Annotated in this window: 15 protein-coding genes and 1 riboswitch; of the genes, 8 read left to right on the top strand and 7 right to left on the bottom strand. The window is 74.3% G+C overall.

Annotation, left to right across the window (positions count from 1 at the left end):
- Positions 1-44 precede the first annotated feature (44 nt).
- A complete protein-coding gene (locus GA0070622_RS30625) occupies positions 45-1,217 on the top strand; it encodes a type VII secretion protein EccE (RefSeq protein ID WP_091583118.1) in 1,173 nt (390 codons plus the stop codon).
- Here GA0070622_RS30625 and eccD read toward each other — a convergent pair.
- Positions 1,201-2,598 carry a type VII secretion integral membrane protein EccD gene (gene eccD / locus GA0070622_RS30620; RefSeq protein ID WP_091583114.1) on the bottom strand — a complete coding sequence of 466 codons (1,398 nt, stop codon included), beginning with the start codon at positions 2,596-2,598 and terminating at the stop codon, positions 1,201-1,203. The two genes, GA0070622_RS30625 and eccD, sit on opposite strands and share 17 nt — an antisense overlap.
- Positions 2,599-2,768: 170 nt before the next feature.
- On the opposite strand from eccD, the gene eccCa reads away from it, so the two are divergent.
- From eccCa to GA0070622_RS30605, 3 genes are all read left to right on the top strand, one after another.
- Entirely contained in the window at positions 2,769-6,734 is a 3,966-nt protein-coding gene (gene eccCa, locus GA0070622_RS30615) for a type VII secretion protein EccCa (protein WP_091583111.1), read from the top strand.
- A 200-nt stretch (positions 6,735-6,934) separates the two neighbouring features.
- Positions 6,935-7,243, top strand: coding sequence for a WXG100 family type VII secretion target (locus tag GA0070622_RS30610; protein ID WP_091583107.1), 309 nt, complete (start codon positions 6,935-6,937; stop codon positions 7,241-7,243).
- Between the two features lie 28 nt (positions 7,244-7,271).
- The gene (locus GA0070622_RS30605; protein ID WP_091583103.1) at positions 7,272-7,553 is read left to right on the top strand and encodes a WXG100 family type VII secretion target; all 282 of its coding nucleotides are present in this window, start codon (positions 7,272-7,274) and stop codon (positions 7,551-7,553) included.
- Between the two features lie 105 nt (positions 7,554-7,658).
- Here GA0070622_RS30605 and mycP read toward each other — a convergent pair whose 3' ends face one another.
- Both mycP and GA0070622_RS30595 read right to left on the bottom strand, forming a co-directional pair.
- Positions 7,659-8,813 carry a type VII secretion-associated serine protease mycosin gene (mycP, locus tag GA0070622_RS30600; RefSeq protein WP_091583098.1) on the bottom strand — a complete coding sequence of 385 codons (1,155 nt, stop codon included), beginning with the start codon at positions 8,811-8,813 and terminating at the stop codon, positions 7,659-7,661.
- 143 nt (positions 8,814-8,956) lie between these two features.
- Positions 8,957-9,295 carry a helix-turn-helix transcriptional regulator gene (locus tag GA0070622_RS30595; RefSeq protein WP_091583095.1) on the bottom strand — a complete coding sequence of 113 codons (339 nt, stop codon included), beginning with the start codon at positions 9,293-9,295 and terminating at the stop codon, positions 8,957-8,959.
- Positions 9,296-9,465: 170 nt separating this feature from the next.
- Here GA0070622_RS30595 and GA0070622_RS30590 point away from each other — a divergent pair, with 170 nt between their 5' ends.
- A complete protein-coding gene (locus tag GA0070622_RS30590; protein ID WP_091583092.1) occupies positions 9,466-10,119 on the top strand; it encodes a carbonic anhydrase in 654 nt (217 codons plus the stop codon).
- A gap of 58 nt (positions 10,120-10,177) precedes the next feature.
- Here the strand turns inward: GA0070622_RS30590 and GA0070622_RS30585 are convergent, their stop codons facing one another.
- The 4 genes from GA0070622_RS30585 to GA0070622_RS30570 all read right to left on the bottom strand — a co-directional run bounded on the left by GA0070622_RS30585 (position 10,178) and on the right by GA0070622_RS30570 (position 13,561).
- Positions 10,178-11,203: a coiled-coil domain-containing protein gene (locus GA0070622_RS30585; RefSeq protein WP_091583088.1), complete on the bottom strand. Its 1,026-nt coding sequence runs from the start codon at positions 11,201-11,203 to the stop codon at positions 10,178-10,180.
- A gap of 4 nt (positions 11,204-11,207) precedes the next feature.
- Positions 11,208-11,338, bottom strand: a riboswitch (cyclic di-AMP (ydaO/yuaA leader).
- A gap of 154 nt (positions 11,339-11,492) precedes the next feature.
- Positions 11,493-12,782: a YibE/F family protein gene (locus tag GA0070622_RS30580; RefSeq protein ID WP_091583084.1), complete on the bottom strand. Its 1,290-nt coding sequence runs from the start codon at positions 12,780-12,782 to the stop codon at positions 11,493-11,495.
- Positions 12,783-12,925: 143 nt separating this feature from the next.
- On the bottom strand, positions 12,926-13,105 hold the full coding sequence (locus GA0070622_RS30575; RefSeq protein ID WP_245666918.1) for an SHOCT domain-containing protein: 180 nt from the start codon (positions 13,103-13,105) through the stop codon (positions 12,926-12,928).
- 156 nt (positions 13,106-13,261) lie between these two features.
- Positions 13,262-13,561 (bottom strand): metal-sensitive transcriptional regulator, encoded by a 300-nt coding sequence (locus GA0070622_RS30570; protein ID WP_091583077.1) that lies wholly within the window; start codon positions 13,559-13,561, stop codon positions 13,262-13,264.
- Between the two features lie 81 nt (positions 13,562-13,642).
- On the opposite strand from GA0070622_RS30570, the gene GA0070622_RS30565 reads away from it, so the two are divergent.
- The 3 genes from GA0070622_RS30565 to GA0070622_RS30555 are packed head-to-tail and all read left to right on the top strand — an operon-like array spanning position 13,643 to position 17,115.
- Positions 13,643-13,849 carry a heavy-metal-associated domain-containing protein gene (locus GA0070622_RS30565; protein ID WP_091583071.1) on the top strand — a complete coding sequence of 69 codons (207 nt, stop codon included), beginning with the start codon at positions 13,643-13,645 and terminating at the stop codon, positions 13,847-13,849.
- Positions 13,850-13,883: 34 nt separating this feature from the next.
- Positions 13,884-14,843 carry a hypothetical protein gene (locus GA0070622_RS30560; protein WP_091583067.1) on the top strand — a complete coding sequence of 320 codons (960 nt, stop codon included), beginning with the start codon at positions 13,884-13,886 and terminating at the stop codon, positions 14,841-14,843.
- A gap of 16 nt (positions 14,844-14,859) precedes the next feature.
- Positions 14,860-17,115 (top strand): heavy metal translocating P-type ATPase, encoded by a 2,256-nt coding sequence (locus GA0070622_RS30555; RefSeq protein ID WP_091583063.1) that lies wholly within the window; start codon positions 14,860-14,862, stop codon positions 17,113-17,115.
- The last annotated feature ends 29 nt before the right edge of the window (positions 17,116-17,144 follow it).

Raw genomic sequence — 17,144 nt, 5'->3', positions numbered from 1 at the left:
CCCCGCCGGCGGATGCCCAGGATGTCCAGAAGGGACGCTCACCGATGACGCAGCTCCAGGCGCCACCCGGTCGTACGGCCACCGCCCCCGCCGTGCCGGTGGACCGGCCGGTCACCCCGGCGGACCGGCGCCGGCGCGGCCGACTCGGTCCGGTCGTCGTCGGTCAGCTCGTGGTGGTGGAGTGCGCGGCGCTCGCGGTCTGGTTCGCCACCGCCGGCCCGACCTGGCTGCTCGCCGTGGTCGCCGGGCTGGCGCTGCTGGCCGTGGTGGCCGCGTTCGCCCGCCGGGGCGGCCGTTGGTGGTACGAGGACCTGATGCTCCGCCGCCGGCTGCGCCGACGTCGGGACCGGTCCCGGGGCGCGGTGCCCGGCGGTGACCCGCGGCTGGCCGCGCTCGCCCCCGAGCTGACCGTGGTGGAGCTGACCGAACGCGGCACCCGACTCGGCGTCGGGCAGGACGACCGGGGCTGGTTCGCCGCCCTGGCGTTGACCGGCCGACCCGGCGCGCCCGCCGGGTCGATCGAGGCGTCGACGGTGGACCGGGCGCTCGCCGTGCTGGCCGACTTCACCGGCCCGGTCACCCAGACCCAGGTGGTCTCGCACACCCTGGTCTGGTACCCGGCGCCCGGTGCGCCGCCCGCGGCGCACCGCACGGTGTGGGTGGCGCTGCGACTGTCGGTGGGGGACGCGCGCGCCGAGACGGTGAGCCGTGGCGGCGGCCTGCGCGGCGTGCACCGCACGGTCGCGGCCGGAGTGGGGCGGCTCGGCAAGGCGCTCACCGCCGCCGGCCTCGGCCACCGGGTGCTCGGCCGGGACGAGCTGCACGCGGCGGTGGTCTCCGGGGCGGGGCTCGACCTGGCGCCGGAGTCCCCGGTCGAGACCTGGACCAGCCTGCGCGGGGGCGGCTGGACCCAGCGCTGCCTGGCCCTGCGGGTCCGCCCCAGCGGCTCGCTGGGCGCGCTGGTGGACGCGGTCACCTCGACCTCCGCGCCCTCGCACACCGTCGCGGCCGTGGTGCTCCCCGGCGGCCGGCGGGTCCCGCCGCTGCTGCGCGTGGCGGCCATGGACGGGCACGCCGAGGCGCTGGTGAAGGTCGTGCGGGAGATGGCCCGGCGGGCCGGTGTGCCGGCCCGCCCGCTGGACGGCCAGCACGGCCCCGGCGTCTACGCCACCGCGCCGGTCGGCACCGCGATGGGCACCGTCACGGTCGAAGGTTGACGATCCAGCCGTACATGCCGCAGACCCAGACGGCCAGCGGCACCAGCGCGACGATCAGCAGGATCTCGACGATGTCGAGGGTGCGGCCCCAGACCGGGGAGATCCGCTTGCCGGCCACGGTGAGGCCGTAGACCAGGCTGATCACGGCAACCACGGTCAGGCCGCCCAGGACCAGCCCGAGCCGGACCGGCGTCGAGCCGGCCGCGAAGACCGCCAGGGCGGTGAGGCCGAGGCCGACGGTGCCGGCGAGCAGCACCGGGGTGCGTTGGCCCCGGCCGAGGAACGGGCGCGCCCGGAGCAGCGACAGCAGGGCCAGCACCAGGCAGAGCAGGACGGCCGGGAGCCGGCCGTCGAGCGCGAGCACCACCTCGCCGCCGAGCACCAGCAGCGAGACGGTCCAGAGCAGGCCGGTGAGGAATCCGTCGGCCCGCTCGCTGTCGCGCAGCACCGACGGCCCGTCCACCGACTCGGTGTCGGTCTTCAGGTCCTCCGGGCCGGTCGGGATCGACGGCACCGGCAGTCGGGCCAGTCGGTAGGCCAGCATCGGCAGCGCGGGCAGCGCGCCGAAGGCCACCGTCGCCACCACCGCCGCCGAGGCCGCCGCGCCGATGCCGAAGGCCAGGCTGAGCACCGCGCCGAGACCGACCGCCGCCCCCACGCCCACCGCGCCGAGGAACAGCGGCAGCCGGTCGCCGACGGCGAGCGCGGCCACCGCGCCGAAGACCACCACCGCGGTGGCGGCGAGCAGCACGTGCGGGCCGGCCAGGTCGTCGAGCGGCCGGTCCCCGGCGAGCACGAGCAGGCCGCCGACCGCCGCGTAACCGACGCCGACCAGGGCCAGCACCGCGCCGGTACGGCTGTCGCCGGCCGCCCGGGACAGCACGGCGGCGCCGACCAGCAGGGCGACCGCGACCACCAGGGCGGCCAGCGCGCCGGGGAGCTGCGGCGGCCCGGTGAACAGCGTCGCGACCGCGCCCGCGGCCAGCGTCGACCCGGCGAGGAGAACGGCGAACGAGCGCGTGGTGCCCACCTGCCAGGCCCCGGCCCGCTGGGTGGTGGAGGTGGCGACCGCGTCCACCACGTCGTCGAAGACGATCTCGGGAGCGGTGGCGGCCCGGGGGTTGAAGTAGAGGACCTCCCCGTCGCGGACGCCGAGCTGCGCGGCGGTCCGGCCACCGTCGAGCGGCTGCCCGCCCAGCCGGGACAGGCTCCAACCGCCGTGCCGCACGCCCTCGTCGGCGAGGTCCTCGCCGGCGTAGCGCAGCAGCGTGGGCAGCAGGTCGGCCAGCGGCACGTCGGACGGCAGCGCCAGATCCATCCTGGTGCGCGGCGCCACGATGGTGATCCGGCTCAGCCCGCCGGTCGCCGCCTTCGTCGCCACTGTGGCCTCCTCGTGCTCGCCCTACGATCCACCCGGCCGTCGGCGTCGCCCCCACGGGTCCACGACGCCTCCGGGAGATTACCTACGATGGCGGTCGCACAGGTTGCCCACCCGACGCTCACCGCCGGTGGCAGACCACGATCACTGCCACTTCTGGGGAGGGGAGAGCCGTGAGTACGGTGGTGTTCCGCCGACTTCCGCGTCAACCGGGACCCGCGCTGCCGCGCGGCGAGGTCCTGCTGGAGTCCCCGCCCGAGCTGCCGGAGCCGCAGGCCAAGGGCATGGGGCAGGTGCTGATGATCCTGCCGATGCTCTGCGGCGTCGGTGCGATGGCCTTCCTCTACGCCGGCCGTGGCGGCGGCATGATGACGTACGTCGCCGGTGGCCTGTTCGGGGTGTCCATGTTGGGCATGGCGATCGGCACGCTCGGCAACGGCGGCAACGACAAGGCGGAGCTGAACGCCCAGCGGCGCGACTACATGCGCTACCTGGCGCAGATGCGCAAGCGCACCCGGCGGGCGGCCGAGCAGCAGCGCGCCGCGATGACCTGGCGGCACCCGGAGCCCGACGCGCTCTGGTCGATCGCCGCCTCGCGCCGGCTGTGGGAGCGGCGGATCACCGAGGACGACTTCGGCGAGGTGCGGATCGCGCTCGGCCCGCAACGGCTGGCGGTGGAGATCGTGCCGCCGGAGACCAAGCCGGTGGAGGACCTGGAGCCGATGAGCGCCATCGCGCTGCGCCGGTTCGTCCGGGCCCACTCCAGCGTGCCCGACCTGCCCACCGCCCTGTCGCTGCGCGCGTTCAGCCGGATCGCGTTGCGCGGCGACCGGGAGCCGGTGCTCGACCTGGCCCGGGCCGCGCTGGGTCAGCTGGTCACCTTCCACGCCCCGGAGGACCTGCTGGTCGTCGTGGTGGCCGCACCGGACCGGCAGCCGGTCTGGGACTGGGCGAAGTGGCTGCCGCACGCCCAGCACCCGGGGCGTACCGACGCGGCGGGCGCGCGCCGGATGGTCTTCGCCAGCCTGGCCGAGGCCGAGTCGGCGCTCGGCAACGAGCTGGGCGGCCGGCCCCGGTTCGCCCCGGAGGCGAAGCCGCTCACCACCGCGCCGCACGTGGTGGTCGTGCTCGACGGCGGCGAGGTCTCGGCGACCTGCGCGCTGACCGGCGCGGGGCTGCTCGGCACGACCGTGTTCGACCTGTCCGGCGCGGTGCCCCGGGACGCCGGCCGGTGGCTGCTCTGCCTGGACACCGGCGACGGCAGCGGGCTCGACCTGGTGCGCGGCGCCACCACCACCCGACTCGGCCGGCCGGACCGGCTGTCGCTGGCGGCGGCCGAGGGGTTGGCCCGGCAGATCGCCCCGTTCCGGCTGTCCCAGCAGCAGGGCGCCAGCACCGAGGAGCCGCTGGCCCGCAGCATGGAGCTGCCCGACCTGCTCGGCGTCGGCGACGCCGCCACCGTGGACACCCGGCAGACCTGGCGCCCGCGCGGCCACCGGGACCGGCTGCGCATCCCGCTCGGCCTGGGGCCGGACGGCAACGTGGTCGAGCTGGACTTCAAGGAGTCCGCGCACGAGGGCATGGGCCCGCACGGCCTGGTCATCGGAGCGACCGGTTCCGGCAAGAGCGAACTGCTGCGTACGGTGGTCGCGGCGCTGGCCGTGACGCACTCGTCGGAGGAGCTCAACTTCGTCCTGGTCGACTTCAAGGGTGGCGCCACGTTCGCGTCGCTGGACGCGTTGCCGCACACCAGCGCCGTGATCACCAACCTCTCCGACGAGCTGCCGCTGGTCGACCGCATGCGGGACGCGCTGGCCGGCGAGATGAACCGCCGCCAGGAGGTGCTGCGGGCGTCGGGCAACTACGTCTCCCGCTACGACTACGAGAAGGCGCGCGCGGCCGGTGAGCCGCTGGAGCCGATGCCCAGCCTGCTCATCATCTGCGACGAGTTCTCCGAGCTGCTGGCCGCCAAGCCGGACTTCATCGACCTGTTCGTGATGATCGGCCGGCTGGGCCGGTCGCTCGGCGTGCACCTGCTGCTCGCCTCGCAGCGACTGGAGGAGGGCAAGCTGCGCGGTCTGGACACGCACCTGTCGTACCGGATCGGTCTGCGGACCTTCTCGGCGGTGGAGAGCCGGATCGTGCTCGGCGTGCCGGACGCCTACGAGCTGCCGAGCGCGCCGGGCCACGGCTACCTGAAGACCGACACGGCGACCATGCTGCGGTTCCGTGCCGCCTACGTCTCCGGCCCCTACCGGGCGCCGGGGCAGACGCAGCGCTCCAGCCGGGCGCAGGTGCAGCGCCGGATCGTCCCGTACGGCATCGACTACGTGCCGGTGCCGAAGCTGCCGACCCCGGCGGAGACCGCGCCCGAGCCGGAGCAGACCGGTGACGGCAAGGCGGTGGCCATGCTGGACGTCCTGATCGACCAGCTCAAGGGCCGGGGCCGGCCGGCGCACCAGGTCTGGCTGCCGCCGCTGGCGGAGCCGTCCGGGCTGGCCGAGCTGCTGCCCAAGCTGAGCGTGCACCCGACGTTCGGCCTGACCACCGCGGACTGGCCGGGCCGGGGCCGGCTCGCGGTGCCGGTCGGCATCGTCGACCGGCCGTACGAGCAGCGGCGGGACCCGATGATGGTCGACCTCTCCGGCGCCGGTGGCAACGTGGTGATCGTCGGCGCCTCGCTGAGCGGCAAGAGCACCATGCTGCGCTCGATGCTGGCCTCCCTCGCGCTCACCCACACGCCGCGTGAGGTGCAGTTCTTCTGCCTCGACTTCGGCGGCGGCGCGCTGCGCAGCCTGGACGGGCTGCCGCACACCTCCGGCGTGGCCGGTCGGCGCGACACCGAGGCGGTCCGGCGGACCGTCGCCGAGGTGGTCGCCGTGATCGACGAGCGGGAGAACCGGTTCACCCAGCACGGCATCGACTCGGTGGCGAGCTACCGCCGGCGGCGGGCCGCCGGGGAGTTCGCCGACGACCCGTTCGGGGACGTCTTCCTCGTGGTGGACGGCTGGAACACGCTGCGCCAGGAGTACGAGGAGCTGGAGCAGACCATCACCAACCTGGCCAACCGGGGGCTGGGCTTCGGCGTGCACGTGGTGATCACGGCGGTGCGCTGGGCGGAGATCCGGATCAACATGCGGGACCTGCTCGGCACCAAGCTGGAGCTGCGGCTCGGTGACCCGTCCGAGTCGGAGATCGACCGGCGGGCGGCGCAGAACGTGCCGGTCGGTTCGCCGGGTCGGGGCCTGACCCGGGACAAGCTGCACTTCCTCACCGCGGTCTCGCGGATCGACGGCAGGCGCGACATCGAGGACCTGACCGAGGCGTCGGTCGCGCTGGCCGGCCACGTGGCGGCGAACTGGCCGGGCCGGCCCGCGCCGAAGGTGCGGCTGTTGCCGCGCAAGCTGGCGCTGACCGACCTGGCCCAGGTGGTCGACCGGTCCGCCCCGGGCATCCCGATCGGGGTCAACGAGTCGGCGCTCGCCCCGGTCTACCTGGACCTGGCGAGCGAGCCGCACCTGACCGTCTTCGGCGATGCCGAGTGCGGCAAAACCAACCTGCTGCGGCTGATCGCCCGGGGGATCGCCGAGCGCTACACCCCGGCCCAGGCGCGGCTGGTCATCGCCGACTACCGGCGGGGCCTGCTGGGGGCGGTCGAGGGCGACCACCTGCTCGACTACGCGCCGTCCAACCAGGTGTTCAGCCAGGGCCTCGGCTCCATCCGCAGCGCGTTGCAGAACCGGCTGCCCGGCCCGGACGTGACCACCGCCCAGCTGCGCGACCGCAGCTGGTGGAAGGGGCCGGAGCTCTACATCCTGGTGGACGACTACGACCTGGTCGCCTCCGGCGGCAACAACCCGCTCAGCGCGCTGCACGAGCTGCTGCCGCAGGCGCGGGACATCGGCCTGCACCTGATCATCACGCGGCGGGTGGGCGGCGTGGCCCGGGCCCTCTACGAGCCGGTGCTGCAACGCCTGCGCGAACTGGACTCGCCGGGCCTGCTGATGTCGGGCAGCCGGGAGGAGGGTGCGGTGTTCGGCAACCTGCGGCCGACCCCGCAGCCGCCGGGCCGGGGTACCCTGGTCCGCCGCCGCGACGGCCAGCAGCTGATCCAGACCGCCTGGACGGAGCCGGCCTGACCGGGCACCGTCCAACTCGTACGGTCCACGCCGGATCGCGGTGTCCTGTCGGAATTCGACGATGGGAAGGGAGGGCTGCGCGGGTTGGACGTCGTCCGCTACGGTTCGGATGAAGTGTCCGTCGGTGGGGTGTGTTCGCCTTGCCGCGGGGGAGGGGCGCGGCGGAACCGCCGCCACTAGATGACGGAAGGGTGTGAAGCATGGCGTTCGAGGTCAGTGCAGCGACTCTGCACACCGCCGCGAGTGACGTGCGGTCCACGCGCAGCGACGTCGACGGCGAGCTCAAGAAGCTGTGGAACGTGGTCGACGACCTGGCCATGGCCTGGAAGGGCCAGGCTTCCACGGGCTTCCAGGGCCTGATGAACCGCTGGACCGAGGACACGGCGAAGCTGCTCACGGCGATGGACAACATCGCGGACCTGCTCGACAAGTCCGGCACCACGCACCAGGTCAACGACGAAGAGCAGCAGCAGATGCTGGACAAGTTCCACGCTGCGCTCAACCCGTGATCCGCGAAGACAGGCAGAGGAGGAATCGATGAGCATCAAGGTTGACTACGCTGTCCTCGAGAGCAGCAACCAGCAGATGCAGGCCATCTCGCGGACCATCGACGAGAAGCTGGACACGCTGCGGGCGATGCTGAGCAAGCTCGAGTGGGAGGGCCAGGACCGGGCCGCCTACGAGCAGCACCAGGCCCAGTGGGACGCCGCCGTGCGGGACATCAACAAGGTCCTCAACGAGATCGGCGGCGCGGTGGGCATCGCGCGCGAGAACTACATGACCACGGAGATGAGCAACTCCAAGGTCTGGGGCAACTGACCCGACCGGTCCACGACGGCTCCGCTCCGGCTCGCGCCGGGCGGAGCCGCTGCGTTTCCCCGTGCGGCGGGGAGGCGGAGCGCTCCGGGAGGTGACGGGGCCGGGTCAGGCGCCGCGGGGGAGGTCGCGACGGCCGGGGCGCCAGCCGCGTCGTCGCCCGCGTACCAGGATCGGGCGCAGCGTGAGCAGGACGCCGGCCAGCAGCCCGCCGACGACGGCGACCCAGATCGCTACCGTGCGCTGCCAGGCCAGTGGGTCGGCGGCCGGCGCCGGCGGCGGCATCGCGCCCAGCGGGGGGTCGTCGCGGGTGCCCAGCAGGTTCGTCACCGCCCGGTAGGGATTGACCATCCCGTAGCCCACCTCGGCGTTGTGCCCGTCGGGCGGGTTGTCCGCCGTGCGGGTCAACCGGTAGGCCACCTCCTCGGGGCTGATCTCGGGGTGCGCGGCCCGCACCAGCGCGGCCACCCCCGAGACGTACGCGGTGGCGAAGCTCGTCCCGCCCTGCGGCTCGGCGCGGTAGCCCGCACCCTGCGGGGCGGGGCCGACGATGTTCAGGCCCGGGCCGGCGATGTCCACATAGTCCGCGCTGACCGAGCTGCCCACGTGGCCGCCCTGCTCGTCGATGCCGGCCACGGCGATGACCCCCGGGTACGCCGCGGGATAGGCCGGCCGGTCCTCCCGGTTCTCCTGCCGGTTGCCGGCGGAGGCCACCACGATCACGCCCTTGCCCAGGGCGTAGTCCACGGCCGACCGGAGGGCCGGGTCGTCGAGCGTGACCAGGGACAGATTGACCACGTCGGCGTCGTGGTCGACCGCCCAGCGGATCGCCCGGCCGATCTCGCCCGGCACGTCCGGGTCGAAGTTCTCCTTGTTCTCGGCCAGCACGCGCAGCGGCAGGATGCGGGCCTCGGGCGCGACGCCCGTGTACGGCGAGCCGGTGCCCTCCCGGCCGGCGATGATGCCCGCCACCATGGTGCCGTGACCGACCAGGTCGCACTGCCCGCGCAGGTGGACCAACTGGTTGAAGTCCTCGCCGGGCAGCACCCGGCCGCGCAGCAACGGGTGGCTCGGTGAGACGCCGGAGTCGACCACCGCGACCGTGACGCCCTGCCCCTTGCCGACCCGCCAGGCGGCCGCCGGGTCGAGCCGGCTCAACGCCCAGGGCATCTCGGTGGGGGCCGGGCCGCCGGTGGGCCCGCACGCGGGGGCCCCGACCGCCGGCGTCGGCACCGCCAGCGCGCCACCGACCAGGGCGGCCACCGCCGCTCCGGACAGGACGGACCTGATCCGGTGTCCGGCACGGACGCGCCCCGTCGTCCCGTTCGGCCGCAAGCTGTCGCGCACGCGGTGAGATTACCGTCGCGGCCGCGGGCGCGTGGGAACGGGCGGTCGCGCGCGGACGGTCAGCGGTCGGCGGTGTCGCCGGTCGGCTCGGCGCCGAACAGGTCGAGCAGCGCACCCACCTGCTGGTCGGCCTCCGCCGGGTGCCGGAAGCGCCCGTTCGGGTTGACCGTGTATTCGTTGCGCCGGCCCACCCGGGTGCGGCGGAGGTAACCACCGGCCTCCAGATCGGCGACGATGGCCTGGGCCGCCCGCTCGGTGACACCCACCTCGTCGGCCACGTCCCGCAGGCGCGCTGTGGGGTTGCGCGCGATGGCCAGCAGGACGTGCCCGTGATTGGTGAGGAAGGTCCAGTTCTTGCGGCTCCCGTCCTCGGCCGGTGTGGTCGCCATGGTGGTCATCGTAGGACTCCTTCCGTCGGCGCCCCGACCCGGCGCGGTCCGCGACGGTGACGTATGAAATGCGTATCACGAAATCTTGACGTGCCATGGGTCGCGTGTGACGGTGGGTCGCGGGGCCGACACCGCCGCCGGCCGGCCTGACGGCTCCGCGCGAGGACGAGGTGAGCAGCATGATCCCGACCACCCCCGACGAGGCACTCGCCGAACTGCGTGCCGGTAACCACCGGTTCGTCACCGGTGTGCCGCAGCACCCGAACCAGGACGCCGGGCACCGGGCGGCGGTCGCCGACGGTCAGCACCCGTTCGCGGTGATCGTCGGGTGCTCCGACTCGCGACTCGCCGCCGAGATCATCTTCGACCGCGGCCTCGGTGACCTCTTCGTGGTGCGCACCGCCGGCCACACCGCCGGCCCGGAGGTGCTGGGCAGCGTGGAGTACGCGGTCACCGTGCTCGGCACGCCGCTCGTGGTGGTGCTCGGCCACGACTCGTGCGGCGCGGTCCAGGCGGCCCGCGAGGCGGTCCGCACCGGCTCCGCCCCGGCCGGACACCTGGGCGCGGTGGTGGACGCCGTCTCACCCAGCCTGCTCCGGGCCGGCCGCCAGGGCGTCGAGGACCTCGACGGCATCATCGACGTGCACATCGCCCAGACGGTGGAGGCACTGCTGGCCCGCTCCTCGGTGCTCGCCGCGAAGGTGGCCGGCGGGGCCTGCGCGGTGGTCGGCATGTCGTACCGGCTCAGTGGCGGCGAGGTCCGGACGGTGGCGCAGTCCCCGGCCCCGCTGCCGGCACCGGCCGCGTCGGCGGACGCGGCGCTCGCCGGCTGACCGGGAACCGATACGCGAAAGGGGCCGCCCACGGGCGGCCCCTTGTCGTACGCGCGCGTCAGAGCAGCGACATGTGCACGTGGTCGGTGTGGTTGGAGGGCCCGCTGTAGGAACTCCAGCCGGTCGCCGGGAACCAGATCTGCCGGTTCCAGATCACGTAGTAGATGCCCAGCCGGTCGGCGTTGCGGATGAGGAAGGCGGCCACCTCGTTGCCGTACCGGCGGGTGTCGTTGTTGTGCCACGGTGCGAAGCCGCTGTTCTGCAACGACCAGTCGCACGCCTTGCCCTTGGGGTGCTCCCACGGCCCGCCGGGGCGGTAGCAGCCCACGAAGCGGTTGAAGCCGGCGCGCTTGACCTCCTTGTACGCGTGCAGCGTGCGCGGCGTGACGCAGCCCGAGGTGGTCGGGTCGTTCTCGCTGCACGACTCGGACTTCCACCCGCCGTCGGCGGTGCGGCCGGGGCCGATCTTGGCAACCGGCGAGGTGGCCGAGACCAGGCCACCGGTGAAGTCCAGCCCGCCGACCAGCTTCAGCGCCTTCTGCGCCTCGACCTTCTCGCGGGCCATCGCGTTCGCCTGCTTCTCCTGCTCCCGCACCTCGGCGTCGAGCGCGATCTTGGCCCGCTCGGCGCGGCCCTTCACCTCGTTGATGGCGGCGAGGCGCTGCGCGTTGAACAGGTTCAGCTCGTCGAGCGCGCTGGCCCGCTGGACGAACGAGTCGGGGGAGTCGCTCTCCAGCAGCATCGCCATGGCGCCGACGCGACCGGTCCGGTAGGACTGTGCCGCGATCTCGCTCACCTGCGGGCTGAGCGCGTCGAGCTGGCTCTGCGCCGCCTTCACCTCCAGCGCGAGCTGGAGCTGCCGCTTGCGCGACGTGTCCAACTTCGACTTGGCCTGGAGGTAGGCGCGGTTGGCGGCGGTGACGGCCTCGCTGATCAGCGGTGGGTCGTCGTCCTCCGAGTGGCCCGAGGGGTTCGGGGCGGCGGTGCCGGGGGCCGCCGAGGCCGGCGTCGGCCCGGCCAGCACGGCGAGAGCGGCGAGCACGGCCACCACGGGTGTCAGCCAGCGGCGCAGGGGTGCCGTCACAGTGTTCCCTTCCGTCGACCGCCGACCGGGTTAGCTGACGGGTTCGGGACGGAAGCGGCCCCTTCCGCTGGCGCGGATTCACCCCATGTACCTGGTTCCCCGGCTCGCCCGGAGGCGATTGGGCGGCGGCACCGCAGGCGCCGGTGCGCGCCTTCGGCGGTGACCGGCAGCGAGGTTACCCGAGACCACTCCCGGGGATCTACGTCCGGAAGCCGACCAATCGCGAGAATTCGCCACCGCCCAGCGTGACCAGCATCGCGTTTGGAATCGGCCGTTACGCTGCGGAGTGTCACCATGCGGCCTCCGTGCTCCTGCCCCCGCCGGACCGGCCCTCGCCGAGCGCCTCCCACGCGTCCTCCCGGGGCGACGGCGGCCGGGGCGTCGCGGGTCCGGCGGCCCGCCCGGCGCGACCGGCGGTGGTCACGACCGCGGCCAGCGCGGTGGTCAGCGGTACGGCGGCGATCAGGCCGAGCGTGGCCACCGCGCTACGGACGATCTCCTGGGCGAGGAACTCGCTGGTGAGCAGCTGACCCACCGGGCGGGAGTCGGCGACCAGCAGGAGCAGCAGCGGCAGCGAGGCGCCCGCGTAGGCCAGCACGATGGTGTTGACGGTGGACGCGATGTGCGCCCGACCCACCCGGGTGGCCGCCCGGTAGAGCTGCCGTCGGGACAGCCCCGGGTTGGCGTGCGCCAGCTCGGTGACGGTGGCCGCCTGGGTGACGGTGACGTCGTCCAGCACGCCGAGCGAACCGATGATGATGCCGGCCAGCAACAGTCCGTGCAGGTCCACGTCACCCTGGAACATCGACAGCGTGGTGGCGTCCTCGCTGCCGAAGCCGGTCAGGTGGGTGGCGGCGGTGGCCAGCGTGCCCAGCACTCCGGTGATCACCAGGCTGCCGAGCGTGCCCAGCACCGCCACCGACGTCTGCGCGGTGATCCCGTGGGTCAGGTAGAGCACCACGAACATGATCAGTGCGGCGCCGACGATCGCCACCAGCAGCGGCGACTGCCCGGCGCCGATGCCGGGGAGCACGAAGCCGAGCAGGATGGCGAAGCTGGCCACCAGTCCGCCGAGCGCGGCCAGCCCGCGCCAGCGGCCGAACGCCACGATCGCGGCAGCGAAGAGGGCCACCAGCCAGATCAGCGGCGTACCGCGCTGGTGCTCGGCGATGTTGTAGGTCTTCACCGACGGGTCGCCCGGGTCGACCAGCTCGACCAGGACCACCTCGTCGCCGACCGCGACCCGGGGCGCGCCGGGTCCGGTGGGGACCGGCGTCTCGACCTGCCGGCCCGCGTCCGGCCCCTGCTCGGCGGCGACGGTCACGGTGCCGCAGGGGCCGCCGGTGTCGCCCTCGGGCGACTCGGGCGTCGGCGGGCAGGGCTCGGTCACCACCCGGGTCACCGTGCCGTGGTAGCGCGGCACGTCCGCGCCGCCGTCCACCGGGTCGCGGTCCGCCTGGGGCCAGAGCACCAGCGCCGCGATCACGGTGAGCACGAAGAGCGGCACCACGGTGGCGATCAGGAGCCGGCGTACGCCCGGCGGCGCGGCGGCTGCGGGACGGGTGTGATCGGCGCCCACGGCGTCTCTCCCAACGGTCGCGGCGGAACCGGGTCACCGGACCGGTCGGGTCACCGGGGCCGGCGCGGACGCGTGGGGATCACGCCCGGGTCGTCGCCCGGCCATGGTAGCCAGGCCGGCCCGCGCCGCCGGTGGACGCCGGGTCAGGCCAGGCCGGCGCGTCGCCGTCGGTAGTCGTCCTCGTCGATCTCGCCGCGGGCGTACCGCTCGTCGAGAATGCGCCGGGCCGTGCCGGGCGGCGCGCGGTCCGGACCGGGCATCCGCACCACGAACCAGACGAGCCCCGCCAGCACCGCCAGCACCAGCAAAGACCAGATCCACATCCAGCCCATCATCGGGCCCGACCACATCATCCGGCCGCCCTCCGTCCGTCGGCTCCGGGTCGGCGCGGTCGCCGGGCCCGGCCACCTCGACGGTACGTCTCCCGGCCGGTCGCCGGACCGGGTCGGGCGGCCCGTCCCGGGGGACGGAGGTCCCGGTCAGCCGCGCTTCATCAGGCGGCCGACGGCGGCCATCATCTCGGACGCCATCTCGTCGGCCCGGCCCTCGGCGGCCCCCTCGTGCATGCAGTGCCGGGCGTGCCCGTCCAGCAGGCCCAGGCCGACCTTGTCCAGCGCGGCCTGGATGGCCGAGATCTGGGTCAGCACGTCGATGCAGTAGCGGTCGTCCTCGACCATCTTCTCGATCCCCCGGACCTGACCCTCGATGCGGCGGAGCCGGGCGAGGAGCTGGTCCTTGCTGGCGGTGTAGCCCCGGGTCGGGGTGGGCGGCGTGGTCATGAGATCGAGGATAGCGTACCCCTCGGGGGTATGCTAACGTGCGATGAGTACCCCAGGGGGGTATGAGATCGGAGGGACGCGATGGAGACCACCTACCAGGTGCGGGGCATGACCTGCGGGCACTGCGTCACCGCGGTGAGCACCGAGCTGAGCGCGCTGCCGGACGTCACCGACGTCCAGATCGACCTGGCCACCGGCCGGGTCACCGTCACCAGCCGGAGCCCGCTGGACGCGGACGCCGTACGCGCCGCCGTGGACGAGGCCGGTTACGACCTCGTCGGGGCGTGACGGGTTCACGGACCCGACGACACGAGGAGACACCATGAACACGGCGACGAAGCTGAGCGGCTTCGCCCTCGGCCTCGTGGCGGTGTTCGGCGCGGCGTACGGGATCGGTCACGTGGCCGGTCCCGACGCCCCGGCCGCCGACACCCGCCACGACGACACCGACGCCGGCCACGGCGACCAGGGTCACGCCGGGGAGGCGGCCGCCCGCCTGCCCGGCGGGCTGCTCGTCTCCGAGCGCGGCTACACGTTCCAGCCGACGGCCGCGCCCGAGGGGCAGTTCGCGTTCCGGATCACCGGGCCGGACGGCCGGCCGGTCACCCGCTACGACGTGGCCCACGACAAGCGCATGCACCTGATCGTCGCCCGCCGCGACCTCTCCGGCTTCCGGCACGTGCACCCGGAGCTGGCCGACGACGGCACCTGGCGGGTCGCCTCACCGCTCGCCGGGCCGGGCGTGTGGCGGGCGTTCGCCGACTTCACCCCGACCGGCGGCGAGCCGTTGACGCTCGGCGTCGACGTCACCGTCCCCGGCACGCTGGCCGCGCGACCGTTGCCGCCACCGGCCACCAGCACCACGGTCGACGGCTACACCGTCACGCTCACCGGCGCGCCGGAGCCCGGCCGCACCAGCCGGCTCACGCTCTCGGTCAGCCGGGACGGCCGGCCGGTCACCGACCTCCAGCCCTACCTCGGGGCGTACGGCCACCTGGTGGCGCTGCGCCAGGGTGACCTGGCCTACCTGCACGTGCACCCGGAGGGCACGCCCGGCGACGGGCGCACGCCGGCCGGGCCGGCGGTCACGTTCGCGGCGGAGGTGCCGTCGGCCGGCGCGTACCGTCTCTACCTGGACTTCCGGCACGGCGACGCGGTGCACACCGCCGAGTTCACCGTCGTGGCCGGCGACCAGGCCCCGCCGGCGCCCACCGGGCCGGCGACCACCACCGCACCGACCCCGGACGCCGGACACGGCACCCCGGGGCACGGGCACAGTTGACCGGGGAGGTGCCGCGATGACCACCACGGGAAAGACGCTCCCGACCGCGCCGAACCTGATCGAACTCGCGATCGGCGGCATGACCTGCGCGTCGTGCGCCGCCCGGATCGAGAAGAAGCTCAACCGGATGGACGGCGTCGAGGCCACGGTGAACTACGCCACCGAGAAGGCCACCGTCCGGTACGCCGACGAGGTCACGCCGGACGACCTGATCGCCACCGTGGAGAAGACCGGCTACACGGCCGCGGTGCCACCGCCGCCCGCCCGGGCCGACGCGACCATGAGCGCCGAGCCGGTGGACGAGCTGCGCGGGGCGCGTACCCGGTTGTGGGTCTCGGCGGTGCTGACCCTGCCGGTGATCGTGCTGGCCATGGTGCCGGCCTGGCAGTTCGACCACTGGCAGTGGGCCTCGCTCACGCTGGCCGCTCCGGTGGTGGTGTGGGGCGGGCTGCCGTTCCACCGGGCCGCGCTGGTCAACCTGCGCCACGGCGCGGCGACCATGGACACCCTGGTCTCGCTCGGCACGCTGGCCGCGTTCGGCTGGTCGCTCTGGGCGCTCTTCCTCGGCGACGCCGGCATGCCCGGGATGACGCACCCGTTCCGGTTCGACATCACCCGGGGCGACGGCGCCGGCAACATCTACCTGGAGGCCGCCGCCGGGGTGACCGTCTTCATCCTGGCCGGGCGTTACTTCGAGGCCCGTGCCAAGCGCACCGCCGGCTCCGCCCTGCGTGCCCTGCTCGAACTGGGCGCGAAGGACGTGGCGGTGCTGCGCGGCGGGCAGGAGACCCGGGTCCCGGTCGACCAGCTCGCGGTCTCCGACCGGTTCGTGGTCCGGCCCGGGGAGAAGATCGCCACCGACGGGGTGGTCGAGGAGGGCACCTCCGCGGTCGACGCCAGCATGCTCACCGGCGAATCCGTGCCGGTCGAGGTCGGGCCGGGCGACGCCGTGGTGGGCGCGACCGTCAACGCCGGTGGTCGGCTGGTGGTCCGCGCCACCCGGATCGGCGGGGACACCCAGCTCGCCCAGATGGCCCGGCTGGTGGAGCAGGCACAGACCGGCAAGGCGGCCGTGCAGCGGCTGGCCGACCGGATCTCCGGGGTCTTCGTGCCGATCGTGATCGCCCTGGCCGCCGGCACGCTGGGCTGGTGGCTCGGCACCGGCGCCGGTCCGACCGCCGCGTTCACCGCCGCCGTGGCCGTGCTCATCATCGCCTGCCCCTGCGCGCTCGGCCTGGCCACCCCGACCGCGCTGCTGGTCGGCACCGGGCGCGGCGCGCAGCTCGGCGTGCTGATCAAGGGGCCGGAGGTGCTGGAGTCCACCCGACAGGTCGACACCGTGGTGCTGGACAAGACCGGCACCGTCACCACCGGGCGGATGGCGCTGGCCGAGGTGCTGCCCGCCGACGGCGAGGACGCCGGGGAACTGCTCCGGCTGGCCGGCGCGCTGGAGGCGGCCTCCGAGCATCCGATCGCCCGGGCGGTGGCCGAGGCGGCGGTCGACGCCGGGCCGCTGCCGGCGGTCACCGACTTCGCCAACGCCGAAGGGCTCGGCGTGACCGGCACGGTCGACGGCCGCGGCGTGGTGGTCGGTCGGGCACGGCTGCTGGGGGAGCGTGGTCTCGACGTACCCGAGGAGGTCGCGCGGGCGGCGACCGGCGCGGAGGCCGCCGGCCGCACGGCGGTCCTGGCCGGCTGGGACGGCCGGGCCCGGGGGGTGCTCGCGGTGGCCGACGCGGTGAAGCCGACCAGCCGGGCGGCGGTCGACCGGCTGCGCGACCTGGGGCTCACCCCGGTGCTGCTCACCGGCGACAACGCCACCGTGGCGAACGCGGTGGCCGCCGAGGTGGGCATCGACGAGGTGATCGCGGAGGTGCTGCCCGCCGACAAGGTGGCCGTGGTCGAGCGGCTCCAGGGCGAGGGCCGGGTGGTCGCCATGGTCGGCGACGGGGTCAACGACGCCGCCGCGCTGGCCCGGGCCGACCTCGGGCTGGCCATGGGCACCGGCACCGACGTGGCCATCGAGGCCGCCGACCTGACTCTGGTCCGGGGCGACCTGCGGGCCGCGGCGGACGCCATCCGGCTCTCCCGCCGCACCCTGGCGATCATCAAGGGCAACCTGTTCTGGGCGTTCGCCTACAACGTGGCGGCGCTGCCGCTGGCCGCAGCCGGGCTGCTCAACCCGATGCTCGCCGGCGCGGCGATGGCCTTCTCGTCGGTGTTCGTGGTGGCGAACAGCCTGCGTCTGCGGCGGTTCCGCCCGATCGGGTGACAGGTGATTGGGCCGGCGGCCGGCGGGGT

Origin of the sequence: Micromonospora sediminicola (genome assembly GCF_900089585.1) — a bacterium.
In the GTDB taxonomy this organism is placed as follows: Bacteria; Actinomycetota; Actinomycetes; order Mycobacteriales; family Micromonosporaceae; genus Micromonospora; species Micromonospora sediminicola.
The sequence above is the reverse complement of the archived record's forward strand: the minus strand, read 5'-3'. Positions and strand labels throughout refer to the sequence as shown.

What these genes read in the sequence shown, in the direction of transcription:
- GA0070622_RS30565 (WP_091583071.1), top strand. Translation starts at nt 13,643, where the DNA reads ATGGAGACCACCTACCAGGTGCGGGGCATGACCTGCGGGCACTGCGTC.
- GA0070622_RS30610 (WP_091583107.1), top strand. Translation starts at nt 6,935, where the DNA reads ATGGCGTTCGAGGTCAGTGCAGCGACTCTGCACACCGCCGCGAGTGAC.
- GA0070622_RS30575 (WP_245666918.1), bottom strand. Translation starts at nt 13,105, where the DNA reads ATGTGGATCTGGTCTTTGCTGGTGCTGGCGGTGCTGGCGGGGCTCGTC.
- GA0070622_RS30605 (WP_091583103.1), top strand. Translation starts at nt 7,272, where the DNA reads ATGAGCATCAAGGTTGACTACGCTGTCCTCGAGAGCAGCAACCAGCAG.
- GA0070622_RS30570 (WP_091583077.1), bottom strand. Translation starts at nt 13,561, where the DNA reads ATGACCACGCCGCCCACCCCGACCCGGGGCTACACCGCCAGCAAGGAC.
- GA0070622_RS30590 (WP_091583092.1), top strand. Translation starts at nt 9,466, where the DNA reads ATGATCCCGACCACCCCCGACGAGGCACTCGCCGAACTGCGTGCCGGT.
- GA0070622_RS30595 (WP_091583095.1), bottom strand. Translation starts at nt 9,295, where the DNA reads ATGACCACCATGGCGACCACACCGGCCGAGGACGGGAGCCGCAAGAAC.
- GA0070622_RS30625 (WP_091583118.1), top strand. Translation starts at nt 45, where the DNA reads ATGACGCAGCTCCAGGCGCCACCCGGTCGTACGGCCACCGCCCCCGCC.
- GA0070622_RS30555 (WP_091583063.1), top strand. Translation starts at nt 14,860, where the DNA reads ATGACCACCACGGGAAAGACGCTCCCGACCGCGCCGAACCTGATCGAA.
- GA0070622_RS30560 (WP_091583067.1), top strand. Translation starts at nt 13,884, where the DNA reads ATGAACACGGCGACGAAGCTGAGCGGCTTCGCCCTCGGCCTCGTGGCG.